The 23,686-nt window shown below is 72.0% G+C and carries 24 protein-coding genes and 1 tRNA gene; 16 read left to right on the top strand and 9 right to left on the bottom strand.

The window, feature by feature from the left end:
* Positions 1–13 precede the first annotated feature (13 nt).
* Complete coding sequence (locus B1729_RS12395; RefSeq protein WP_163632995.1) at positions 14–439, bottom strand: GNAT family N-acetyltransferase; 426 nt, start codon at positions 437–439, stop codon at positions 14–16.
* Between the two features lie 101 nt (positions 440–540).
* Between B1729_RS12395 and B1729_RS12390 the strand changes: the two genes are divergently transcribed.
* From B1729_RS12390 to B1729_RS20950, 3 genes are all read left to right on the top strand, one after another.
* The gene (locus B1729_RS12390; protein ID WP_163632993.1) at positions 541–1,443 is read left to right on the top strand and encodes an NUDIX domain-containing protein; all 903 of its coding nucleotides are present in this window, start codon (positions 541–543) and stop codon (positions 1,441–1,443) included.
* Between the two features lie 147 nt (positions 1,444–1,590).
* Entirely contained in the window at positions 1,591–3,213 is a 1,623-nt protein-coding gene (locus tag B1729_RS12385; protein WP_163632991.1) for a LuxR family transcriptional regulator, read from the top strand.
* Positions 3,214–3,325: 112 nt separating this feature from the next.
* Entirely contained in the window at positions 3,326–3,730 is a 405-nt protein-coding gene (locus B1729_RS20950; RefSeq protein ID WP_345770812.1) for a hypothetical protein, read from the top strand.
* Here B1729_RS20950 and B1729_RS12375 read toward each other — a convergent pair.
* From B1729_RS12375 to B1729_RS12365, 3 genes are all read right to left on the bottom strand, one after another.
* The gene (locus tag B1729_RS12375; protein ID WP_163619727.1) at positions 3,648–4,025 is read right to left on the bottom strand and encodes a S4 domain-containing protein; all 378 of its coding nucleotides are present in this window, start codon (positions 4,023–4,025) and stop codon (positions 3,648–3,650) included. The two genes, B1729_RS20950 and B1729_RS12375, sit on opposite strands and share 83 nt — an antisense overlap.
* A complete protein-coding gene (locus B1729_RS12370; RefSeq protein WP_163632988.1) occupies positions 4,022–4,696 on the bottom strand; it encodes a lysoplasmalogenase in 675 nt (224 codons plus the stop codon). The genes B1729_RS12375 and B1729_RS12370 overlap by 4 nt, the downstream gene beginning before the upstream one ends.
* 73 nt (positions 4,697–4,769) lie before the next feature.
* A complete protein-coding gene (locus tag B1729_RS12365; RefSeq protein ID WP_163632986.1) occupies positions 4,770–5,357 on the bottom strand; it encodes a GNAT family N-acetyltransferase in 588 nt (195 codons plus the stop codon).
* 127 nt (positions 5,358–5,484) lie between these two features.
* Here B1729_RS12365 and B1729_RS12360 point away from each other — a divergent pair.
* Positions 5,485–5,558: transfer RNA gene (locus tag B1729_RS12360), tRNA-Pro, on the top strand.
* A 68-nt stretch (positions 5,559–5,626) separates the two neighbouring features.
* Here B1729_RS12360 and B1729_RS12355 read toward each other — a convergent pair.
* A complete protein-coding gene (locus tag B1729_RS12355; RefSeq protein ID WP_163632984.1) occupies positions 5,627–6,424 on the bottom strand; it encodes a transglutaminase family protein in 798 nt (265 codons plus the stop codon).
* A 51-nt stretch (positions 6,425–6,475) separates the two neighbouring features.
* The gene (locus B1729_RS12350; RefSeq protein WP_163632982.1) at positions 6,476–7,798 is read right to left on the bottom strand and encodes an NAD(P)/FAD-dependent oxidoreductase; all 1,323 of its coding nucleotides are present in this window, start codon (positions 7,796–7,798) and stop codon (positions 6,476–6,478) included.
* A gap of 120 nt (positions 7,799–7,918) precedes the next feature.
* Here B1729_RS12350 and B1729_RS12345 point away from each other — a divergent pair, with 120 nt between their 5' ends.
* From B1729_RS12345 to B1729_RS12335, 3 genes are all read left to right on the top strand, one after another.
* The gene (locus tag B1729_RS12345; protein ID WP_163632980.1) at positions 7,919–8,389 is read left to right on the top strand and encodes a hypothetical protein; all 471 of its coding nucleotides are present in this window, start codon (positions 7,919–7,921) and stop codon (positions 8,387–8,389) included.
* Positions 8,376–9,932, top strand: a complete 1,557-nt coding sequence (locus B1729_RS12340) for a multicopper oxidase family protein (protein ID WP_239539621.1) — start codon at positions 8,376–8,378, stop codon at positions 9,930–9,932. Before B1729_RS12345 ends, B1729_RS12340 begins: the two co-directional genes overlap by 14 nt.
* Before the next feature lie 102 nt (positions 9,933–10,034).
* Positions 10,035–10,739, top strand: a complete 705-nt coding sequence (locus B1729_RS12335) for a lipoate--protein ligase family protein (protein WP_163632979.1) — start codon at positions 10,035–10,037, stop codon at positions 10,737–10,739.
* Between the two features lie 5 nt (positions 10,740–10,744).
* Here B1729_RS12335 and B1729_RS12330 read toward each other — a convergent pair whose 3' ends face one another.
* Positions 10,745–11,671 carry an Lrp/AsnC family transcriptional regulator gene (locus B1729_RS12330; protein WP_163619741.1) on the bottom strand — a complete coding sequence of 309 codons (927 nt, stop codon included), beginning with the start codon at positions 11,669–11,671 and terminating at the stop codon, positions 10,745–10,747.
* Positions 11,672–11,886: 215 nt separating this feature from the next.
* Between B1729_RS12330 and B1729_RS12325 the strand changes: the two genes are divergently transcribed.
* The 7 genes from B1729_RS12325 to B1729_RS12295 all read left to right on the top strand — a co-directional run bounded on the left by B1729_RS12325 (position 11,887) and on the right by B1729_RS12295 (position 19,241).
* A complete protein-coding gene (locus B1729_RS12325; RefSeq protein WP_163619743.1) occupies positions 11,887–13,209 on the top strand; it encodes an MFS transporter in 1,323 nt (440 codons plus the stop codon).
* Positions 13,210–13,268: 59 nt separating this feature from the next.
* A complete protein-coding gene (locus B1729_RS12320) occupies positions 13,269–14,939 on the top strand; it encodes an amidohydrolase (protein ID WP_163632977.1) in 1,671 nt (556 codons plus the stop codon).
* 14 nt (positions 14,940–14,953) lie between these two features.
* Positions 14,954–16,648 (top strand): thiamine pyrophosphate-dependent enzyme, encoded by a 1,695-nt coding sequence (locus B1729_RS12315; protein ID WP_163632975.1) that lies wholly within the window; start codon positions 14,954–14,956, stop codon positions 16,646–16,648.
* A complete protein-coding gene (gene speB / locus B1729_RS12310) occupies positions 16,645–17,643 on the top strand; it encodes an agmatinase (protein WP_163632973.1) in 999 nt (332 codons plus the stop codon). The genes B1729_RS12315 and speB overlap by 4 nt, the downstream gene beginning before the upstream one ends.
* An 81-nt stretch (positions 17,644–17,724) precedes the next feature.
* Positions 17,725–18,177 (top strand): hypothetical protein, encoded by a 453-nt coding sequence (locus B1729_RS12305; protein ID WP_163632971.1) that lies wholly within the window; start codon positions 17,725–17,727, stop codon positions 18,175–18,177.
* Between the two features lie 54 nt (positions 18,178–18,231).
* Positions 18,232–18,801 (top strand): mismatch-specific DNA-glycosylase, encoded by a 570-nt coding sequence (locus B1729_RS12300; RefSeq protein WP_163632969.1) that lies wholly within the window; start codon positions 18,232–18,234, stop codon positions 18,799–18,801.
* Positions 18,798–19,241 (top strand): DUF2809 domain-containing protein, encoded by a 444-nt coding sequence (locus B1729_RS12295; protein WP_239539620.1) that lies wholly within the window; start codon positions 18,798–18,800, stop codon positions 19,239–19,241. Before B1729_RS12300 ends, B1729_RS12295 begins: the two co-directional genes overlap by 4 nt.
* A 70-nt stretch (positions 19,242–19,311) precedes the next feature.
* On the opposite strand, the gene B1729_RS12290 is transcribed toward B1729_RS12295, so the two are convergent.
* Entirely contained in the window at positions 19,312–20,040 is a 729-nt protein-coding gene (locus tag B1729_RS12290) for an NAD(P)-binding domain-containing protein (RefSeq protein WP_239539619.1), read from the bottom strand.
* A 62-nt stretch (positions 20,041–20,102) separates the two neighbouring features.
* Between B1729_RS12290 and B1729_RS12285 the strand changes: the two genes are divergently transcribed.
* Entirely contained in the window at positions 20,103–21,104 is a 1,002-nt protein-coding gene (locus tag B1729_RS12285; RefSeq protein WP_239539618.1) for a L,D-transpeptidase, read from the top strand.
* A gap of 40 nt (positions 21,105–21,144) precedes the next feature.
* Here the strand turns inward: B1729_RS12285 and B1729_RS12280 are convergent, their stop codons facing one another.
* The gene (locus B1729_RS12280; RefSeq protein ID WP_239539617.1) at positions 21,145–22,401 is read right to left on the bottom strand and encodes an FUSC family protein; all 1,257 of its coding nucleotides are present in this window, start codon (positions 22,399–22,401) and stop codon (positions 21,145–21,147) included.
* Here B1729_RS12280 and B1729_RS12275 point away from each other — a divergent pair.
* Complete coding sequence (locus tag B1729_RS12275; protein ID WP_163632967.1) at positions 22,400–23,407, top strand: aldo/keto reductase; 1,008 nt, start codon at positions 22,400–22,402, stop codon at positions 23,405–23,407. The genes B1729_RS12280 and B1729_RS12275 overlap by 2 nt on opposite strands.
* Positions 23,408–23,686: the final 279 nt, after the last annotated feature.

The raw sequence follows: 23,686 nt of genomic DNA, 5'->3' as shown, positions 1-23,686 counted from the left end.
CGGGATACCACCGTCAGCCGCCGGTGCGGTGGGCGAACGCCGGCCGCACCATCGCGGTCGCGTCGGGCTCGGCGAAGCCGAACTGCCGGTAGAGGCCGTGCGCGTCGCCGGTGAACAGCGTCCAGCGCAGGTCGGGGCCGGGACCGTCGTCGATCATGAGCTGCAGCAGCCGCTTGCCGAGACCGTGGCCGCGGTGGGCGTCGAGCACGAAGACGTCGGCGAGGTACGCGAAGGCGACGCCGTCCGACACCGCGCGGGCGAACCCGACCTGCGCGCCGGTGTCGCGGCGATACGCGCCGACGACGCGCCAGGCGTTCCCGATCTGCGTCTCGACGTCGGCGCGCGTGCGCCAGCGTCCCCAATAGGCCTCGGTCGAGAGCCACGTCCACACGACATCGTGCTGGATGCGGGATGGGTCGTCGTCGAGGTCGTAGTCCATGGGCTCTATTGTGGCGAGTCATCGCGTGACGCCCGGCGGTCCGGTCCTCGGCCGGTGGCTCGGTGGTATGACAGGCTGGCGGTGAACGAAAGGCCGGCACAGTGACGATCGAGCCCCCCGCCCCTGGTGAGCCCCGGCGCCCCGATGGGCCGCGCGACCCGGGCGACGCGTGGGTGGTCGCACCCACGGGGGAGCGGTACTGGGGTCGCTTCGGCGCCGCCGGGCTGCTCGCGGTGGACGCGGAGCGGGGAGTGCTGCTGCAGCACCGGGTCTCGTGGAGTCATTTCGGCGACACGTGGGCCCTGCCGGGAGGAGCGCGCCACGAGGGGGAGTCCGCGTCAGACGGCGCCCTGCGTGAGGCCGCCGAAGAGGCTGGTGTTCCCGAGGCTGCGGTGCAGGCGCGCGTGCTGAGCGTGCTCGACCTCGGTTACTGGACCTACACCACCGTCGTCGGCGATGTCATCCGCCCGTTCGAGCCCGTCATCAGCGATCCCGAGAGTCGAGAGTTGGCGTGGGTCCCCGTCGGCGCGGTCGCCGACTATCCGCTGCATCCGGGCTTCGCCGCGTCGTGGGAGGTGCTGCGCGGTCTTCTCGATGTGCGGCCGGCCGTCATCGTCGACGTCGCCAACGTCATGGGCTCGGTGCCCGACGGCTGGTGGAACGACCGCGCGGGCGCCGCCGCCCGCCTGATCTCGCGGATCGTGGGCCTCGCCGGGCGTGGGGTGCCGGCATCCGCTCTCGACCTGCCCGAGCACACGTGGTACCCCGAATGGACCGCCGTCGTCGAGGGGCAGGCGCGGTCCGTGGCAGACGCCGACGGCGTCGAGGTGGTGCGGGCAGAGGGATCCGGTGACGACGCGATCGTCGCCGCCGCACAGCTGGCGATGGCGCGCGGACGTGTCGTGACGGTGGTCACGAGCGATCGTGGCCTGGCCGGGAGGGCGACGGATGCCGGAGCCGCCGTCCGCGGTGCGCGCTGGCTGCTCGACCTGCTCGACGCCTGACTGGCCTGTCGAGCTTCCCACCCGCGCCGGGCGGAAGGTCTGCGACGCGGCTCGCGCCTTGCGGGGCCGTCTCGGTGGCGGTACGTTTTCGCGCAGGATCGGCCGCGGGCCGGCCCAAGGTCGGGACCCGACCGGCGGGGGAGCGACATGATCATCTCCAGCGACCTGGACGCCGGCCGAACGGCGGCGGCGGACCGGCGCTGGGCGGACGCGCTCGAGCTGCTCGCACGTGTCGATGCGCGCGTCGGGCTGGGGGCATCCGACCTGGAGATGCTCGCGACGGCGGCGCTGCTCCGCGGCGAGCCGCGCGTATCCGTCGACGCGCTCTCGCGGGCCTACTCGGCGCACCTCGGCGTGCAGGACACCGCGGGCGCTGCGCGCTCGGCGGGGTGGCTGGCGCTGAACCTCATCGAGCAGGGCGACTTCACCAACAGCGTGATGTGGGCCGCGCGGGCGATGCGGATCGTGGGGGCGATGGCCGAGCCCGGCGCGCTGGCGGGCTTCGTCCGGCTGGCGCCGGCCGTCGGGCAGCTCGGCAGCGGAAACGCCGCCGAGGCGGTCCACTCCTTCGAGGAGATCCTCGATGTCGCCGAGCGCGCGGGTGATCGGGAGCTCGCGGCCTTCACGAGACTCGGCCTCGGCAAGTCGCTGATCGAGGCGGGGTCGCTGGCCGAGGGCTTCGCATGCCTGGACCTGGCGATGGCCGCCGTCGCAGCCGGCGATGTCCCGCCGCTGCCGAGCGGCGTGATCGCCTGTGCCTCGATCCCGGACGCGCTGCTGGCCTTCGACCTGGAGCGCGCGGACGCGTGGACCGCGGTGCTGGATCGGTGGTGCGGCGAGCAGCCGCAGCTGGTCGCCTTCAGCGGGCAGTGTCACGCGCTCGAGGCGGCGCTCCTCCTCGTGCGGGGCGCGTGGGCCGAGGCGTCGACGGCCGTCGATCTCGCCCTGGCGCGCTTCCGAGCGGGGGACTACCGGGCGATCTGGGGCGCGCCCTACCAGTCGGCGGAGCTCGCTCGGCTGCGCGGAGCCTTCCACTCCGCCGAGGAGTCGTACCGCCGCGCGGCGAACTCCGGATGGGAAGCGCAGCCCGGCCTCTCGCTTCTCCACCTTGCGCTCGGACGCACGGCGCGGGCGCAGGAGGAGATCCGCCGAAGCGCGGCCGGCGCCGACCCGGTCACCCGGCGGTCCCTCCTGCCCGCGCTCATCGAGATCGAGGTCGCGGCGGGCGATCCCGCATCCGCGCGTCGCGCGCTGGAGGAGCTGCGTCACGCGAGCGCTGACACGGCCACCCCGATGCTCGACGCCACCGTCGCCACGGCGGACGCGAGGGTGCTGCTCGGGGAGGGCCGCGCAGCAGACGCCCTCGAGGCGGCACGAGCCGCCGCGCACGGGTGGGGCGCCCTCGGGGCGCCGTACGAGGCCGCCCGCAGCCGGATGCTGGCGGGGCGTGCGCTTCGCTTGCTGGGCGAGGCCGGGGACGCAAGAGAGACGTTCGAGGCCGCACGCGCGGTGTTCTTCGAGCTCGGTGCAGAACCGGCGCTCGCCGACCTCGCCGCGCTGATGGGCGATCGGCGCGCCGGCGCCCTCACCCCGCGTGAGCTCGAGGTGCTGCGGCTCGTGTCCACGGGCCTCACGAACCGGGGCATCGGCGCGAAGCTGTCCCTGAGCGAGAAGACGGTCGCGCGGCACCTCGCCAACATCTTCGGCAAGCTCGGCATCTCCACCCGCGCCGCGGCGACCGCCTACGCGTACGAGAACGGGCTGGTCTGACCGGTGGGGCCTCGGCAGCGCGGTCTACACACAATGACCCATGCGTGGCGCCCAGCGAGGATGGGCTCTTCGCCCGACGCGGCGCGCGGACCCCTGCACTTACCGTGGCGATATGGACATCCCGCTGATCGCAGGCACGGTCTCGACCGTCGTGTTCGCGGTCAGCAACCTGCCCATGCTCCGCAAGGCTCTGCGCACGGGCGACGTCTCGTCGTACAGCCTGGCGAGCATCGCGATGATCAACGTCGCGAACGTCGTCTACTCGCTCTACGTGTTCAGCCTGCCGCTCGGCCCGATCTGGGCGCTGCACACGTTCTACCTCGTCTCGTGCGCCATCATGCTGGTGCTGTGCCTCGCGAAGAGCCGTGCCGCGCGGAGGAGCGAGGTGCCGCGCCGCGTGTCGGTGATCTCCATCACGGAGGGTCTGGAGCCGGTCACTCGCGGCCGCGGAGCCGGTCGATCTCCCGCCGCTCGCGTTTCGTGGGACGGCCGGCGCCGCGGTCGCGCTGCGCCATGATCGGCGTCGGGTCGCGTGGCGGGGTCCGGTCCTCCATGGCGGTCGCGACCAGCGGGGCGCCGACGCGCTTGGAGATCGGCTGCTTCACGACGAGCATCCGGTCGAAGCCGTCGATGCGCACGCGGATCTCGTCGCCGATCCGCACGGCCTGCGCAGCCTTCGCGCGCTCGCCGCCGACGCGCACGTGCCCGGCTCGGCACGCGGTCGTGGCCGCCGAGCGGGTCTTGTAGATGCGCACCGCCCAGAGCCAGGCATCCACCCGCACGGCCTTGCCGGCGGCCGCCGGATCTGTCATGCCGTCACCGGCGTCACGGCCGCGTGCCGTGCGCGAACGCTGACCAGCACGCCCGCGGCGATGAGTCCCTGGCCGAGGCAGTACGTGAACATGACGAGCGGGCTCGTCCAGCCTGGCATGGCCTCCGGCATGAAGAGGCGGAAGGCGAGCACGGAGTCGGATGCCAGGAAGAACACGCTGCCCCACACGACGAGCGGATGGCACCGGGATGCCGCGACCGCTGTGCCGCCGAGCACCAGCCCATAGGCGGCCACGGCGACGGCGAGCCCGCCGAGGTAGGGCCAGAGGACGACGAGCAGCGCGATCCACCAGACGGCGTAGATCGCCGCCCATCGGGGTACCCGGCGTGCGGCGAGCTTCCGCCAGAACAGCCAGATATAGCAGAGGTGCGCGAGTCCGAAGAAGAGCAGCATCATCGGCACGGTGGGCAGCCACGGCACGAAGGCGCCCGCGCCGTCCCCGAGCCAGGAGAGCGCGATCGCAGCGACGAGGAGCGTGTGCGGCGCCGTCCATCGGGTCCCTCGCGCGCCCCATGCGACGGCGACCAGCAGCAGAGGCATGAGCGCGAGCTTGGTCGGTGCGGCGATGGCTGGGGAGTCGGCGGCGAGCGCCGACACGTGGACGACCGACACCACGATGTACGGCACGAAGCCGATCCACAGCCGATGCATGATCCTCCTCGAAACGCAGGCAGACACCATCGTCGCACGACGGCGCCGCACGCCCCGCCGGGGTCGGCGTCGGTCAGGCCGCGAGATCGAGCGAGACGATCGCGACGTGGGGCTTGGGTCGTGCGACCTCGCGGAACCCGGCCTCTTGGAAGGTCGACAACACGCCGTGGTAGAGGTCGTTCGTGGGGATCTTCCTGCCCGCGCCGGGGTCGAGCGGGTAGGCCTCGATCACACGCGCCCCGCTCGCTCGGGCGTACTCGATCGCGGCGTCGAGCAGGCGCGCATTGAGGCCCTGCTTGCGGTGGTCCTTGCGGACGACGAAGCAGCTCACGGTCCACACCGAGTCGTCGTCCCACGGCTCTTCCGAGTTCGCCGCGTAATTGCGCGTGCGTGCGAGACGAATCTGCCGGGTGCGCGGCCCGACCCTCACCCAGCCCGCCGCCTCGCCGTCGACGTACGCGATGAGTGCGGGCGAGAGGCCGGCGTCCATCTCGTCGCGGAGCATGCCCTCGCGCTGCTCTCTCGACGTCGTCTGCCACTCGCTGTTCGGGATCATCCACCACTGGCACTGGCAGCCGTACCCATCGCTGCCGCCGCTGAGCGCGTGCTGCGCGTCGTCGAAGCGATCTGCGGTGGCCGGTTCGATGGTGATGGTCGCCATGCGGCGACGCTACTGGCCCCCGCAGACACCCGCAAAGGACGGATGCCACGCCCGGGCGCACGCCGGTTCGCGACGCCACCGCCGAGCGGGTAGGATGGGGGAGTTGTCCACGCGTCAGCGGGGCCAACGGGATGTGGCGCAGCTTGGTAGCGCACTTGACTGGGGGTCAAGGGGTCGCAGGTTCAAATCCTGTCATCCCGACGGAAAAGCCCTGATGAGGATTCGGTCCTCATCAGGGCTTCGTCGTTTCCGGCATCCGTCCGGCGCGGTCAGAGCACGCTGACCAGCTGGTCGAGATCGTCGTTCGGCAGTTCGTCGGCGACGGCGGTGACCGAGATGTTCACGAGTTCGGCCCTGCCCGAGAGGACGTTGAGGAACGCCGTGTCGGCGGCATCCCTGCCGGTGGCGATCCGCACGAGCGTCGAGCGGGGAGCGAGAGCGCTGGCGTCGACAGCCCGCCACGCACCATCCACCCACGCCTCGGCGACGGCGTGGAAGTCCATCGGGTCCAGCCCGGGCGCGTACACGGCCACAGACCTGGCCGGCACACCTTGTGCGCGAAGCAGCGCCACGCAGAGGTGCGAGTAGTCGCGGCACACGCCGCGGCGGGCGAGCAGGGTCCGCACCGCGCCGTCAGTCGGGAGGGAGGAGCCCGGAATGTAGCTCAGGCGCGTGCCGACCCACGACGACACGGCCGTGAGCAGCTCGGCGGCACCCCGGATGCCGCGGAACTCGGCTGCGGAGGTCTCGGCGAGCGCGTCCGACTCGGCGTATCTGCTGGGACGCAGGTACGTCAGCAGTTCGACGTCGTCGCGTGCCGTCGGCGATGCCGCGCCCTCGATGGTGGCGTCATAGCTCATCACCAGCTGGCCGAGTCCGCTCTGCACCCGATGCAGTCGCGTGGCGTGGACGTCGGTCAGCTCGGCTATCGAGACGGGCGCGCCGTCCAGGGTCGCAGTCACGTGTTCTGCGCTGAAGTCGTAGTCGCCTGCCGCCGCGATCGAGAAGACCAGGTCGGCGGGTTCGGTGATGTCGAGGACGATGGTGCTGCTGACCGTGCGCTGCATTGCCCAAGCCTGCCCTGTACGCGGCGAGAAAGCGAAAGCTTGGGCGAACGCTCAGGTCCAGGCGGCCTCGATCGGGATGTCGTGCCCCAGCACGCGCGACGCCGCGCGGTGGCCGGAGCACATCGCGGCGGTCACGGTTGCCGGGTCGTCGGTCCACGTCGCCTCACCCGCGAGATGCAGGACACCGCCGATCGGCGTGGCGAGGTCGTCGTGGTCGGCGGTCGTCGATCCGACGGTCATATGGGCGTATGAGCCGTGCGACCACGGGTCGTCCTGCCAGTCGGTGACATGCACGTGCGTCGGCCGCTCCACGCGATCGCCGTACAGGCGACGCAGCTGCGCAAGCACCGAGTCGACGATCTCCTCCTCGGTCCAGTCGCGGGTGTCGATGGCGGCCGGCCCCGCGGCGAACGTCAGCAGGGTCGGCGTATCGTGCAGCGCCGAGAGGTCGTACCACGAGTGCCACCAGCGGCTCTCGGGGCCCTGCTGCCGGATCGCGTACACACCGTCGTCCCAGAACTTCGTGGGAAACCGCAGGAACACCTTCTCGAAGGCGTTCATGCTCAGCCGGGCCAGGGCTCCGGCGACCGGCTCGGGCAGGGCCGGCTCGATGACGAAGTCCTCGGACTGGAGCACGCCGACCGGCACCGTCACGATCGCACTGTCGGCGGCGAAAGCGCCATGGTCGGTCGTGACGACGACGCCTTCGGCCGACCACTGCACGCGGGAGACGACATGGATGAGGCGGATGTCGAGCCCCTCGGCGAGCCGCCGGGGAAGGCGGTCGTACCCGTCGGGGAACACCACCTCGTCACCCTCGACGACGTCATCGTCGAGGCCGTGGGCGGCGAGGTCTTCGATCCACACGCCGTACTGCTCCTCGGACCGGTGCTCGAAGTACTCCCGCACCCGCTGCGTCCGTTCGGCGTCCCAGCCCTGCGCGGCGAGCGCCACCTCGGTGACGTCGCGGTACGAGGCGTCCGGAGCGGATGCGGCGACCGCCTCGAGCAGCGCGGCATCGGCGGCGTGGATGTCGGCGATGAACGCCTGGGCTGAGGCATCCGTCAATCGCATCCCATCGGGCCCGTAGTAGGCGATCGGCCGGCTGTCGGGCTGATACCCGCCGACGGTGAACTCGACCGCGGGCATGCCGAACGCCTCGGCCGCGGCGGCGACGGGGGAGTCGTTGATACCGTGGATCCAGGACGCACCCATGTCGGTGACGAGGCCGAAGCGCCGGTCGGTCGACACGCGCCCGCCGACGCGGTCGCGGGCCTCCAGCACGACCACATCGCGCCCGGCCTCGACGAGCAGCCTGGCCGCGGTGAGCCCCGCCACCCCGGCGCCGACGACGATCGTGTCGAAGTGATCCATGTGCACCGTCCTCCTGCGCGCAGCACCGCGCGCTCCGACGCTATCGCAGCGGTGCGGATGTATCACCGTGCCGTCGGCGTGCTCTGGAGGGTCATCGCACCTGAAAACTCTGGGGGAATCATGCGCCTCGCATACCGCATCATCTCGTTCACCATCTGCGCGCTCGTCGCGCTGCAGGCGGCGTCCCACGCGTGGGCGTCCGCCGGACTCGGCCTCTACATCGCCGAAGGCGGAGTGGTCGACGCGTCGGCCCAGGAGGGCCCGCCGCCGTTCCCTGAGGTCATGGGCTTCATGATCCACGGCATGAACGGCATGTTCGTCATCCCGCTCCTCGCGGTGGCGCTCTTGATCGTCTCGTTCTTCGCCAAGGTTCCGCGCGGCGTCGCGTTCGCGGCCGCCGTGCTCGTGCTCGTCCTGCTGCAGGTGACGCTCGGCCTGCTCGGCCACGGCATCCCGTTCCTCGGATTCCTGCACGGCATGAACGCGCTCCTGTTGTTCGCGGCCGCGCTCATCGCGGGGCTGCGCGCGTCGAAGAACCGGGTGACCTCCGCCACGGCGGCGACCACCACCACTGCCGGTGCCGCCGTCTAGAACGGCCCCGGCGGCGAGCCGGTGGGCGTGGTTCGCCCGCCGGCTCGCCGTGGTGGTCGCGGCGATCGCGCTTGCCTTCGTCGGCTGGACGTGGTGGTCGAGCATCCTGCCGGGGACGTACTCCGCGATGGATATGGGCGTGCCCGACTACGGCGGCGGCCCCGGCTCCACCGCGCTGCACGCCGGAACGCACGGCGACTCGGCGGTCGATGCCGATACGACCGCGGCGGCCACCGGATCCGCGGGCGACCCGACGACCAGCGTGACCGACCTCGTCGCCGACCCCGGCCGACCGGTGGACGTCCGCGTCGAGCTGGTCGCTCGCGCGGAACGCATCACACCCGCCGGCGGCGAGCCGTTCGACGGCTTTACGCTGAACGGCCTCTCGCCCGGTCCAGACATCCGCGCGACGCAGGGCGAGCTGATCGAGGTCGTGCTCCGCAACGACGATGTGCCCGACGGCGTCACGTTGCACTGGCACGGCGTCGACGTGCCGGCCGCGATGGACGGTGTCGCCGGCGTCACGCAGGACGCCGTGCGGGCGGGGGAGAGCTTCACATACCGGTTCGTCGCCGAGCAGTCGGGCACGTTCTGGTATCACTCGCACCAGACCTCGCATCCGCAGGTGGTCGGCGGACTGTTCGGCGCGCTGATCCTCGAACCCGCGGCCGAGATCGATGCCACGGCCGACGCGGTCGCGGCGATCCACACGTACCCGGGCGGGCAGCGCACGATCAACGGTGCCACCGGCGATGGGCACGTCCGGGCGGAGGCCGGTGCGACGGTGCGCGTGCGTCTGATAAACACCGACAGCACGCCGACATCGGCGTGGGTGACCGGCGCGACCTTCCGCGTGCTCGCGATCGACGGGGAGGACCTCCACAGTCCGGGCGAGGTGGAGGAGCGGGCGGTCGGGCTCACCGCGGGCGCGCGCGCCGACCTCGAAGTGGTGGTGCCCCGCCGGGGCGCGGTGCGCGTGCAGGTGCCGGGCGCGTCGCTGGTCATCGGACCCGACGGGGCCGAGGCCGACACGTCGTCCGCGCCGGGCGAGACGGTCGACCTCCTCACGTACGGCGAGCCGGCCGACCCGGGCCTGGATCCCGCCGACGCCGATCGCACATTCAGTTACGACATCGGACGACTGCCGGGATTCCTCGACGGGCTGCCGGGCTACTGGTGGACGATCAACGGCGGCATCCTGCCCGCCGTCCCGATGTACATGGTCGACGAGGGCGACACCGTCGTGATGCGCATCGTGAACAACAGCGGCGAGGTGCATCCGATGCATCTGCACGGCCACCACTTGCTCGTGGTGTCGAGGGACGGGCAGCCGTCGACAGGCAGCCCCTGGTGGGTGGACTCCCTGGACGTCGCGCACGGAGAGTCGTACGAGGTGGCGTTCGTCGCCGACAATCCCGGCATCTGGATGGACCACTGCCACAACCTGCCCCACGCGGCGGAGGGCCTGATGACACACCTGGCGTACACCGGCGTCACGACGCCGTTCCGCCTCGGTCGCGACTCGGGAAACGACCCCGAATGAGCCCGATCGACACGGGCACGCACGCGCGGGCCTCGGGACACCGAGGAACGGGCGGACCGCGCTGAGGTCACCGCCGCGCGAGACCGTGAGAGTGTGGTGCCCGTGGCATCGCCGGCTCCGCTCCCGTCGCATGGCCCGGCTCTCGTCATCCGCCAGGAGGAGCGAGCGGATGCCGAGGCCGACCTGGAGCGATCCGTCGAGCTCCTGCGGGCCGTCGCCACAGGCGTGATCGCGCACGATCGCGTGGTGCGGCTGTACGCCCCTGCGGCCACCGTCGCGATGAGCCGGCGCGAGAGCCGCCTGCCCGGCATCGCGACCGCGCGCCGGGCGTCGAGAGCACTGGGCTTCGCGCCGGTCATCCGTCCCACCGGCGGCCGCGCCGTCGCCTACGACGAGACGTGCATCGTGTTCGACGTGATCGCTCGCGAGGAGGACGGCGCCATCGACCAGGTGCGGTTCTTCCGGCAGATCGGCGAGGCGCTCGCCGCAGCGCTGCGCGGGCTCGGAGTCGACGCCCGGGTCGGCGACGTGCCGGGGGAGTACTGCCCGGGCGAGTTCAGCATCAACGCGCGCGGCGCGGTCAAGCTGATCGGCACCTCGCAGCGCGCGGTTCGGGGCGGGCGGCTGCTCAGCGGGATGCTGCCGCTCGCCGGAGTCGAGCGCTTCACCGACGTGCTCCTCGCAGTCAACGCGGCCCTCGGACTGAACTGGGATCCGGCGACCTTCGGCAGCCTCGGCGCCGAGACGGCGGTCATCCCGCGCGCCGCCGCGGAGGACGCGCTGATCGCCGCACTCGCCGGGGGCTGATCGGCTCAGCCGCCGGTGGATCCGAGCGGCTGCGGGATGCCGCCTCCCGCGGGCCGCAGGGTGCGCGCGTAGTCCTCCTTGAGTACGGCGAGGTGGAACCAGGCCTCGACGTTCGCCACGCCGGGGATCGCGCGGATGCGCTCGAGGCTCGCGTACAGGGAGCCCGCGGAGGGCTCCACGAGTGTCGTGACGACGTCGAAGCGCCCGAGGGTGCGCGCGGCGAAGTCCACGCCGCGCCAGGTGCGCAGGGCCTCCGTCACGCGATCGTCCGCCCCGGCGAGATTGAGCCCGACGCCCATGGAGAGCTGCCGGTGCGCGAGGCCGCGGGCCTCGACGGCGCTGATCTTGATGACGCCGCCGGTGACGAGTCGCTGCACCCGCGTCGTCACGGCAGAGGGCGAGAGCCGCACGGCCTCGCCGAGCGCGCGATAACTCGTGCGTCCATCCCGCTGCAGCTGTTCGATGAGCGCGGTGTCGATGGCGTCGATGGTGACGTCGCCGTGGTACTCCGAGACGAAGAACCCCTTGACCACGTCGGTGTAGATGAGCGTGTTGATGTCGGCGACCCCGGGAAGCGCGCGGATCTCGGCCAGCAGGTCGTGCAGGGCCGGCATCGAGCCGAGCCGCACCTCGGTGACGAGGTCGTGGGCCCCGCCGACGGCTGACACCAGCACCGTCTCACTGAGGCCGCGCAGGTGCTGCGCGACGGGCTCGACCCCGCCGCGGGTGCGGATGGACACGTGTGCCAGCACATGCTGCCCCAGGAACACCGGGTCGACGGCGGCAACCACTCGCACCGTGCCGTCGGCCAGCATCGCGTTGAGGCGCCCCGAGACCGCGGCGCGCGACTGACCCAGCCGGCCTGCGAGCGCATGGATGCTGGCCCGGCCGTCGATCTGCAGCTCACGGATCAGCTCTGCGTCGAAATCCATCGCGATCCTCGATTCGGCGATTTTCCCGCGAACGCACGCGGTCGCATGCAGAAGTCGAGTTTAGGTCGCGTTCAGCAGATGTCACGTGGTGATTTGCGTAGCACCGTGTTCAAAAAGCCAGTTGGATGCGTCGATGGCTGGAGTTCTGCCCTTGCCTGCGGCATCCGTCGTCCCTAGCATCGCTCCCATCCCGACACATCCGCAAAGGAGCGGTCATGACAACCACCAGCAGCAGGGCGAGGCGCGCCGGCATCGCCGCGTTCGTGGGGACCACCATCGAGTGGTACGACTTCTACGTCTACGCGACCGCCGCGGCGCTCGTGTTCGGACCGCTGTTCTTCCCGAGCGGCGATCCCCTCGCCGAGACCGCCGCGGCGTTCGCGACCTTCGCGGTGGCGTTCCTCGTCCGTCCGCTCGGCGGCATCATCTTCGGCCACATCGGCGACAAGCTCGGTCGCCGCGTCTCTCTGGTGATCACGCTGCTGCTGATGGGCGTCTCGACGGTGCTCGTCGGTCTGCTTCCGACTTACGAGACGATCGGCATCGTCGCCCCGATCCTGCTGATCCTGCTGCGGGCGATGCAGGGCCTCGCCGTCGGCGGCGAGTGGGGCGGTGCGGTGCTGATGAGCGTGGAGCACGCGCCCGCCGGCAAGAAGACGTTCTACGGCGGCTTCACGCAGCTGGGCAACCCCGCCGGCGCGCTGCTGGCCTCCGGCATCTTCGCGATCATGTCGCGCTTCGGCGACGACTTCATCATGAACGGCGGCTGGCGCATCCCGTTCCTCCTGTCGATCGTGCTCATCGCCGTCGGCTTCTGGGTGCGCTACCGCGTCGAGGAGTCACCGGTGTTCGAGCAGAAGGTCGAGGGCCGCAAGCAGAGCATGCCGCTCGCCTTCGCGCTGCGCGTCAACTGGAAGCCGATCCTCCTCGGCATCGGCCTGCTGCCGATCTCGACCGGCGGCTACTACCTCGCGACGACGTTCGCGACGGCGTACGCGACCGGCGATCAGATCGGCATGAGCTCGCAGCTGATCCTCGACGCCATGACGATCGCGTCGTTCATCGAGTTCGTGGTGACCTTGCCGGTGGCGTGGCTGGGCGACAAGTGGGGCCGCAAGAACGTCATGTACATCGGACTGGTGACGTCGGTGCTGACCTTCGTGCCGTTCATGCTCCTCCTGCCCGGCAAGATCGAGCCGGTCATCTTCCTCATGGCATCGCTGGTGCGTATCGCGATGAGCTTCACCTACGCGCCGATCGCCGCCATCCTGGCGCAGATGTTCCGCCCGCAGGCCCGCTACACCTCCATCGCGCTGTCGTACGGCGTCGGCGCGGCGATCTGGGCCGGCTTCTCGCCCTGGTTCGCGACGCAGCTGATCGCGTGGACGGGCAGCGTCTGGTCGGTGCTCGCGATGTTCACCGGCATGGCCCTTCTCGCCGGGCTCTGCACGTGGCTCGCACCGCAGCACTCCGACGAGGCGCCGGTGACGGACTCGTTCACGCCGCGCACGGACACCACGGCGTCCCGCACCGCCTGAGGGCGGCGCCGCGGCGCCCTTCAACCCCCGTCCGGCACGACCCGACCACTGAGGAAGACATGCGCAAGCTCGCCCCATTCGACCGCCCCGCGCAGCAGACGCCGCGTCTGCTGACGGCGGCCGCGATCCACACCGTCGACGCGCTCGATCGCACGGCGACCGCGATGCTCACCGATCGGGGCCGGATCGTCGCGGTCGGCACGCCGGACGAGGTGCGGGATGCCGCGGCGGCCGCGGGGCTGGACCCCGAAGTGGTCGACCTCGGCGACGCGGTGGTGGTGCCCGGATTCGTCGACGCGCACGCGCACCCGCTCATGTACGGGCAACTCATGACGTGGGTGGACTGCGGGCCCGAGAAGGCCGGCAGCATCCCCGAGATCGTCGCCCTGCTGCGAGCGGCCGCGGTCGACCTGCCCGCGGGGCGGCCCGTGCGCGGGTACGGCTACGAGCACCGCAACCTGGCCGAGCAGCGGCATCCGACCCGGTTCGAGCTCGATGAGGTCGCCGGCGACCGCGAGGTGTACCTCATGAACGCGTCGGGCCACGGCGGTGTGGTGAACTCGTACACGTTCGCGCAGAACGCCGTCGACCGCGACACCCCGAACCCCGAGGGCGGCGAGTACTTCCGGGACGCGGACGGCGCGCTGACCGGCGAGATCTCGGATGCCGCGTGCAACATGCTCACGGGCGTGCACGGCGTGAAGATCGGCCACCACGGCCCGAACTTCCATCTCGCCGACGAGCCGGAGGAGCACCTGCGGCAGCTGGATGCCGCGACGCAGCGCTTCCTCGCCGGGGGAGTGACGACGCTCGGCGACGCGCAGGTGTCGCGGCGCGAGTTCGACATGTACCTGCGGCTCGCCGAGGCCGGGCGCCTGGAGCTGCGGGTCTCGATGTACCTGCTGTCGCACCTGCTCGACGAGGCGCTCGAGATGGGCCTCGTCGGCCAGTTCGGCAACGCGCATCTGAGCTTCGCCGGCATCAAGCTCTACGCCGACGGCACCCTCGGCGGCTGGACGGCGTACTTCCCCGACGGCTACGTCGGCGACCCGTGCCGCACCGGTCAGCTCTACCACGAGCCCGCCGAGTACGCCGAGCTGATCCGCAAGGCGCACGCGGCGGGGCTGCAGACGGCCACGCACGCGCAGTCGCCGACCGCGATCGAGATGGTGGTCTCGGCGATCGAGGCGGCGCTCGCCGAGCGGCCCGACGATGACGCGCGCCACCGCATCGAGCACTGCGGGCTGCCGACACCGGAGCAGATCCGGCGGATGGCGGCAGCCGGCATCCGTCCCGTGAACCAGACCCAGCACTACTTCAACTGGGGCGAGGGCGTGGAGCAGGCGATCGGCACGCCGGGGGAGCGGTTCAACCCGCTCGGCGAGTTCGAGGCGGCGGGCGTGCCCTTCACCATCTCGTCGGACGCGCCGGTCGCCGAGCCGATCCCGCTCGAGGCGATCCAGACGGCGGTCACGCGGGTCACCCGCCGCGGGCACACTCTCGGGCCGGACGACCTGCGGGTCTCGCCGCGCGCCGCGCTGCGCGCGCACACCATCGAAGGCGCCGTGTCGCTCGGCCGCGAGGACGACCTCGGCTCGCTCGAGGCCGGCAAGTACGCCGACTTCGCGGTGCTCGGCGGCGACCCGCTCGCGGTCGACGCGGCTGCGATCTCGCAGATCCCGGTGCTGGAGACCTGGGTCGGCGGCGAGCGCCGGTTCGCGGCATCCTGAGGCGAGGGGGAGACATGCATGTGACTGACACCGACGCACAGGGCCCGCGGGTCGACGACGACATCGCCGCGCAGCACGCCGACACGACCGGCCGGGCGGTGCTCGAGACGGTGCGCAACTACGGCGTGACGGCCGTCTTCGGCATTCCCGGCACGCACAACCTCGAGCTGTACCGGCCGCTCGCCGACCTCGGCATCCGCGCCGTCACCAACAGGCACGAACAGGGATCGGGGTACGGCGCCGACGGGTGGGCGCAGCAGACCGGACTGCCGGGCGTGGTGATCACCACGTCCGGGCCGGGGCTGCAGAACGCGATGAGCGCGATCGGCACGGCGTTCTGCGAGTCGCGGCCGCTCTTGGTGATCTCGCCCGGTGTGGCGCTCGGCGCCGAGTTCCGCGACGTCGGCACGCTCCACGAGACGAAGGACGCCACCGCCATGGTCGGCGCGATCGCGGAGTGGTCACGTCGCGTGACGAGCGGGGCGGATGCCGTCGACGCGGTGCACGACGCGTTCGCGCTGTTCCGCACCGGGCGACCGCGGCCGGTGCACATCGAGATCCCGCTGGACGTTCTCGAGTCTGCGGCGGACGTGCCCGCCGCCGCCCGCGCGGCCCGGCCCGAGCCGGCTCCCGCGCGCGGCGATGCGGCGGCGGTGCGGGCGGCGGCCGCCCTGCTCGCCGGCGCCGAGCGCCCCGTGATCGTCGCCGGCGGCGGCGCGACGCGCGCCGGGCGCGCCGTCACGGCGCTCGCCGAGCGGCTGGGTGCTCCTGTTCTCACGACGCTCAACGGCAAGGCCACGGTGGACGAGCACCATCCGCTGTCGCTGGGATCGAATCTGCGCCTGGAGGCGGCACGGGCGGTCGCCGAGGACGCCGACGTGCTCCTCGTGCTCGGGTCGAAGCTGGGCGAGGCGGAGCTGTGGGCGCCGGCGCTCGCCGCGCGCGGCGCCGTCGTCCGCGTCGACATCTCGGTGGCGCAGCTGCACAAGAACCTCGACGCGGCCGTGGGCATCGTGGGCGACTGCGGCGCGGTCGTCGAGGACCTGCTGGCCGCGCTGCCCGCCACGGGCCGGCCGTCGCGTGACCTCGAGTCGGAGCGCGCCGCGATCGCCGCCGAGACGCGGACCATCCTGCCCGAGACCGTTGCGCTCGCCGAGACGATCGCGGCGGCGCTGCCGCGCGACGCCATCGTGGCCGGCGACTCCTCGCAGATCGTCTACATGGCGCTGGCCAACGTGCTGCGCCAGTCGCGTCCGCACTCGCTCCTGTACACGCCGACCTACGCCACCCTCGGCTATGGCCTTCCCGCTGCGATCGGCGCGCGTGTCGCCCAGCCCGCCGGCGCGGGGCGCCACGTCGTCGCGGTCGTCGGCGACGGCGCGCTCATGTTCTGCGTCAACGAGCTGGCGACGGCGGTCGAGCAGCGCCTCGACCTCACCGTGGTGTGCGTCGACAACGGCGGATACGCCGAGATCAAGCAGAACGAGGTGGACCGCGGCATCCGTCCCATCGGCGTCGATCTCGTGCAGCCCGACTGGGTCGCACTCGCGAACGCGTTCGGGGCGACCGGGCGGCGCGCCGAGACGCCGGACGAGATCGAACCTGCGCTCGTCGCGGCGATCGCGGCCGGCGGCGTGCAGCTGGTGCACCTTCCTCAGACCATCGGCGCCCAGAGCGCCGCCCCCGCCACGCCGAGAGGTGAGTCATGACCGAGCACGACCCGAACCCGCAGCCCCACGAGCCGGTCGGTCCGGTCGATGCCTCGGTGAACCCGCGCTACGCGGGCATCGCGACGTTCGCGCGCCTGCCCCGCATCGAGGACGTGCCGCGTGCCGACGTCGCGATCGTCGGCATCCCGTTCGACACCGGCGTGAGCTACCGGCCCGGCGCACGGTTCGGCCCCTCGCACGTGCGCGAGTCGTCACGGCTGCTGCGCCCGTACAATCCGGCGCAGGACGTGTCGCCGTTCGCCGAGGCGCAGGTCGTCGACGCGGGCGACATCCCGGCGAACCCGTTCGACATCGGCGAGGCGGTCGCCGACATCGAGACCGCGGCGACGGCACTCGGCGCCCGCGTCGACCGCATCGTCAGCGTCGGCGGCGACCACACCATCGCGCTCCCGCTGCTGCGGGCCTTGACGAAGAAGCACGGCCCGGTCGCGGTGCTGCACTTCGACGCGCACCTGGACACGTGGGACACCTACTTCGGCGCGCCCATCACGCATGGCACACCCTTCCGGCGCGCGAGCGAGGAGGGACTGATCGACCTCACCGCGAGCTGCCATGTCGGCACGCGCGGCCCGCTGTACTCCAAGCAGGACCTCGATGACGACGAGCGCCTGGGGTTCTCGATCGTCTCGAGCGTCGACATCGAGGAGCACGGGGTCGAAGCGGCGATCGAGCGGGTGCGGCGCCGTGTCGGCGATCGGCCGCTGTACATCTCCATCGACATCGACGTGCTCGACCCCGCGCACGCCCCGGGCACCGGAACACCCGAGGCGGGCGGCATGACGAGCCGGGAGCTGCTCCGGATGCTGCGAGCCTTGAGCGATCTCGACGTCGTCGGCGCGGACGTGGTCGAGGTGTCGCCCGCGTACGACCACGCACAGCTGACCGGCATCGCGGCGAGTCACGTCGTCTACGAGCTGGTCACCCTGATGGCGGCCCGGATCGGAGCCGGCCGGCGCGGCGGCACGCAGGGCTAGCGTGCTCGTTCCTCGTCTGCAACCCCCTGCACACGCCGCGGCGCCGGTCACAGGGTGGAAGCACATGCAGAGGAGGGCGCTATGAGCGGCTATGCAGAGGATGCGCGGAACTCGGAGCAGACGATGGGCGTCGGCGACGCGAGGACCGGCGCGACGACAGACGCGACCACGGGTGTGACGCGAGACCCGGCCAGTGGTGTCACGCCCGGTGAGACGCCGAGTGCGATGACAGGCGCGTCGACGGAGGCCCACGAGTACGCCGCGACGACGGATCACGAGCTGATCCGCAGGTGGGCCGAAGATCGGCATGCAACACCGGCGACGGTCGGCGGCGAGGAGGGCGACGGCGTCACCGGCGAGCTCCGTCTGGACTTCGACTTCGGCAACGATCTCGAAGACCTGCGCGAGGTCACCTGGGACGAGTGGTTCCGGGCCTTCGACGAGCGCGGAGTGGAGTTCGTCTACCAGGACACCACGCGCGTCGACGGGTCACGCTCGAACGACTTCCACCTCGAGCAGCGCCGCGTCGTCTGAGCAGCACGGGGCGGTGCGTGCGAGCGCGCCGTCCCTATAGGCGACACTGGGCGAATGGGTTTCACGCGCGCCGAGCTGCAGACGTACCAGGGGCGCAGCATCCCTGATCTGATGCCCGAGTACCCGCGACTCGTGTTCGCGGGGATCAACCCGGGCCTCTGGACCGCGGCGACGGGCGTGCCTTTCGCGTACCCGGGCAATCGCTTCTACCCGGCGCTGGTCGCGGCGGGCATCATTCCGAGGATGCCGCAGATCGACGCCGACGGCATGGCTGAGGCCGACCGCCGGATGATCCTCGACGCGGGCATCGGGATCACGAGCGTCGTACGCCGCGCCACCGCACGGGCTGACGAGCTCAGCCGGGCCGAACTGCGCGAGGGCGCCGAGCGGCTGGCCCGCGACGTCGCCGGATGGCAAGCCCGCGTCGTGGCGATCGCCGGACTCACCGCGTACCGGCAGGGGTTCGAGCGCCCGCGCGCGGTGGCCGGCCGTCAGACGGAGCGCCTGGGCGGCGCCGAGCTCTGGGTCGTTCCCAACCCGAGCGGCCTGAACGCCCACGCCACCGTCGCCACGCTGGCCGCCGCGTATGCCGAACCCGCCCGCGCGGCCGGAGTCATCGCGTGAGCACCGACATCGGTGAGGGCAGGACACCCGAAAGGGCCTCGCGCCCGCGGCCGGGCATCCGCCGCCGTGCGATCGCGGGCGTGATGCTGATCGCCACCATCGGCGCCGGACTCCTCGTGTACCGTGCACTGCCCGGTACCGCGGCCACCGACATCGCGGGCGACGCGCTGTACGCGGTCGCCGCCTACCTCGCGGTGGTGCTGGTCGGCCCGCGGCTGCCGCCGCTCGTCGTCGGCGGGATCGCGGCAGCCTGGTGCACGGCGGTCGAGCTGTTCCAGCTCACCGGTCTGCCGCTCGTCTGGGGCGCGCAGTTCGCACCCGTCACGCTCGTGCTCGGCACCGTGTTCGATACGCGGGACATCGTCGTGTATCTCGTGACCATCGCCCTGGCCACAGCGCTCGACGCCGGTCTCCACGCGGTCCGGCACGCCCGCCGCTGAGTGCTCCCGCGAGGGCGCGGTCGGGAGGTTGCGAGCGTGTGTGGTGCGGTGAGCGGGCGGATGCCGCGGCTCAGGGGGCAGCATCCGTCCCGGTGGGTGCGGCGCGGGCGCGTGCGACGACGATCCCGCGCTGCGACGTCGGGAACCGGTCGAGCATCGCGCGCAGCTCTGCCGCGTCGACATCCGCCCCGAACGCCTCGGCGCCCGGCTCGAGCATGATGCCGGCGGAGAGAGGGCCCGCGAGCACGGGGTCGAAACCCAGGTCGTCCACGAGGCGCATGACCGCGGCGACGCCGGCGGGGTCGTCGCCGGCGATCGCGATCGCCTTGCGGCCCGGTGTTCCGGCCGGCCGGGCCTCGTCGTCGAGGTCGCGGTAGCCCATGTGGTTGAACGCCTTCACCACCCGCGAGTCCGGCAGAGAACGCTGCACGGTCTCGCTGGTCGACGTGCGCAGGTCGCCGAAGTCGGACCGGAGGCCGTCGACCTCCCACCAGTAGTTCATGGCATCGATGACGAGGGCGCCCCGCAGCGCTTCGACGGGGAGGGTGTGGTGCTGGGGGAGGGGCAGCGCGAGGACGACCGCATCGGCGTCGCGCGCGACGACGGATGCCGCGGCCGCGGTCGCGCCGGGAGCAGCGGCCGCGAGGGTGGCGGTGATCCGGGCCGGGTCTCCGGATCCGGCGACGAGCACCCGGTATCCCGCGGCGGTGGCGAGGCGCGCGAGCACCAGACCGACACGTCCCGCGCCGATGATGCCCAAGACGCGGATCGTGCCCTCCCCGCCGCCGTCAGTGCTCACCGGCTCAGGCTAACCACAGGCGCGCGGTTGCGGCATCCGTCATCGCGACCGACCATGGGGGAATGGGGGATGCCGAGACAGACGACCCGGCTGCGGTCGGGCCCGTTCCGCCGCGGGTGGAGTCGCAAGCGCCGCCGACGCGCTCGCGCCGCCCGGTGCGCGTCTGGCTGCTCGCCGCGCTCGCCGCGGTGGTGGTCGCCGGCGGGCTGGCGGCCGTGTGGCTGCTGCAGCCGCCCGTGACCGAGGCATCCGCTCCACCCGTGCCGTCGGCGACGGCCACGGCGACGGCGGATCCCCGCCCGACTCCGACGCCCACGCCGACGCCGACCCCCACGCCGACGCCCGCCGGCTTCGCGGCGAACACCGCGGCGTACGACGTGACGACCCTGCCGCAGGTGAACGTGTTCGCCGTCGTCCCGGGGCTGCCCGTCGACGATGCCGCGTTCGCGGGCCCACTGCCCGCGCAGGCGACCGCGCACGGGCTCGGCGCGCCGATCTGGGCCGATCCCACCGGGCAGCCGGTGGCCTACCTGCCGCACGAGTTCCCGTACGGCGGCACCGCCGTGCCCGTCGTCGACGAGCAGGAGCACTGGGTGAAGGTGCTGCTCACCGGGCGCCAGGCCGTGCCGTCGCAGGGCAACCCCGCGCAGGTCAGCGGGTGGCTGCGCAAGAGCGACGTGCAGCTCGCCCCGAGCGACACGAGCGTCGTGGTGAGCATCTCGGGCCGGACGATCGACATCGTGCGTGGCGGGGTGGCCGAGCGGGTCGCGACCGACTTCGCCTGGGGCACGGAGCGCACGCCGACCCCCCTCGGGCGCGCGTTCATCATGACCACCCGGGTCGTGCCCGAATACGGGTACACGCGCGGGCACCCCATCGTGTACCTGTCGGTCCAGTCGCCGACCCTCGACGGCTTCGGCGGGGCGGATGTCGCGGTGACGGCGTTCCACTACCACGACGACCGGTCGGGCCCGATCTCGAACGGGTGTCTGCGGGTCGACCCGACGGCGATCACCGCGCTCGCCGAGCTGCCTCTCGGGACGCCGGTGATCGTCAATCCGTGAGCGGACCGCCCCTGATCGGTGAGAGCGTCGGCACCCCCGATCAGACGAACGGTCGCGTGACGTCGATGATGCGGCGCAGGCACAGCTCGACCGCAGCGCCCGCCGCCAGCTCCGTACGGCTTCCTGCCACCGGGGTGCCCAGTGCGCTCTGATACTCGGCAAGCGCTTCGCTCGCGCCCCGGAACCGATCGGACGCCGCCGGGTCGCCGAGCGGAGTGGCGACGAGTTCCGCGGATTCCCGGATCGCGTGGGCGAGGCGGTCGCGCACGGTATCGGTCAGCGTGACGTCTGCGGACGCCTGCAGTTCGACAAGCAGGTCGATGAGCTCGCGGGTGAGGAACGCCGTGCGCTCGAGTGCGGCCATGCGGCGCGCGTTCTCCTCACGCTCCTCCTGGTGGCGCCGGCGGCGAGGATTCGCGCGAGCGCTCTCGTCCGCTTCGTCGACCACTTCGGTCACCGCCGACCGCGTGACGCTGAGATCGTCCAGAGCAGCGCGGAAGCGGTCCGGATCCAGCCGGTCGTCCGCCACGGCCTCCGCGGCGTCCCGCAGGAGCGTCGTGACGGCGTCGCGCAGCGCCGAGAGCCGCTCGCTCGCGCGGCGGAGGTACAGCGGAGGCACGACGATGAGATTCACCGCGATGCCCACGACGACGCCGAACGCCGTCGTGCCGAGGTAGGAGATCGAGAAGCCCTCGGGATCGCCGCCCGCGGCCAGCAGCACGAAGAGTGCCGCAAGCGCCACCCAGTCGGCGCCGGCGCCGAGCAGCCGCCATCCGCCGAGCAGCACGCCGACGCCGATCACGACGCCGAGCACGACGCCGCCGGGAACCCCCAGCCGGAGCGCGGCGATGCCGCACAGGCTCAGCGCGATGCCCATCGCCAGTCCCATCAGCACCTGCACGCCCACCTGAGCGGAGCGCGCGATCGTCGGGTGCATGGTCACGAGCGCGCCGAGCGGGGCGTAGTAGGAGTACTGGTCCTCCGTGAACGGGATGAGCGGCGCCAGGTACCACGCCAGCACCGCCGCCAAAGAGGTCTTGATCGCCAGCAGCAGGCGCGGCTGATCGGCGAGTCGCGCCGTGTAAGAGACGGCGCGGCGCAGCGGCCGGGTGTGCTCGGCGATGGCGGCCTCCTGAGGTGGGTCGCAGGCAAACGTACTCGCTGCCTCGATCTGCGTACCGGACTTGCGCCCATCAGCGCCCGGAGGTAGCCAGTCGAGTGCGTCGCCGCCCGGCTCGATCCCCGCGCGCCGTGGGATGCTGGAGTCGCCCCATACCGCACCTCGGAGGATCCTCATGCAGCAGCGCGCACTCGGCCGCACCGGACGCTCGGTCTCCGCCATCGGCCTCGGCACCTGGCAGCTCGGCGCCGACTGGGGCGCGGTGTCGGAGGAGGACGCGACCGAGGTGCTCGCGGCATCCGCCGACAACGGCGTCACCCTGTTCGACACGGCCGATGTCTACGGTGACGGGCGGAGCGAGTCGATCATCGGCCGGTTCCTCGCCGCACGGCCGGGTCACGGCATCACCGTCGCCACCAAGATGGGCCGGCGCCTGGCGCAGGAGCCCGAGAACTACACGCCCGAGAACTTCCGTGCGTGGACGGACCGCTCGCGCCGCAACCTCGGCGCCGACACGCTCGATCTCGTGCAGCTGCACTGCCCGCCCACCGCGGTGATCGACGACGAGGCGACCTACGACGCCCTCGACGAGCTCGTCGCGAGCGGTGCGATCGCCGCGTACGGTGTGTCGGTCGAGACGTGCGCACAGGCGCTCGCCGCGATCTCGCGACCGAACGTCACCAACGTGCAGATCATCTTCAACCCGTTCCGGCTCAAGCCGCTCGATGAGGTGCTGCCGGCGGCAGGGCGGGCGGGCGTCGCGGTCTTCGCCCGCGTGCCGCTCGCATCGGGACTCCTGTCGGGCAGGTACACGGCGCAGACGACGTTCGCCGCCGACGACCACCGCACCTACAACCGCCACGGCGAGGCGTTCGACCGCGGCGAGACGTTCTCGGGGGTCGACTTCGAGGCCGGTGTCGCCGCCGCGGCCGAGCTCGCGGGCGCCCTGCCCGACGGCGTCACGCTCCCCGCCGCGACCCTCGCGTGGATCGCCGCGCAGCCGGGCGTGACGAGCGTCATCCCCGGCGCGCGCAACGTGCGGCAGGCGTCATCGAACGCCGATGCCGCCGCGCTCCTCGACGGCTCCGGTGCCGACACCGGCTTCGACGTCGCCGCCTTCGACCGAGTGGTCCGCGACGTGTACGACCGCGACCTCCGGGAAGCCATCCACCCGCTCTGGTGAGCTCGGGACGTTTCGTCTCGCTTCGCTCGCTCAACGACCGGATCTAGCGGTGGCGCGCGGGCCCGGTCGTTGAGCGAGCGAGGAACGAGCGAGACGAAACGCGCCGGACCCGGCCCATGACGGCTGTGAAGTCACGGGTCGAATCAGTGGCCCGGTCGTTGAGCGAGCGAGGAACGAGCGAGACGAAACGCCCCGCGCCGGGCGCCGCCGGCCGGCCCGACGCGTTTCGTCTCGGTCGCTCGCGCTCCCTCGCTCAACGACCGCTATGCACCTCACCCC

This window comes from Microbacterium sp. B35-04, from assembly GCF_010634885.1.
GTDB lineage: Bacteria > Actinomycetota > Actinomycetes > Actinomycetales > Microbacteriaceae > Microbacterium.
Note: the sequence above shows the minus strand (reverse complement) of the source record. Positions and strands in the feature narration are given on the sequence as shown.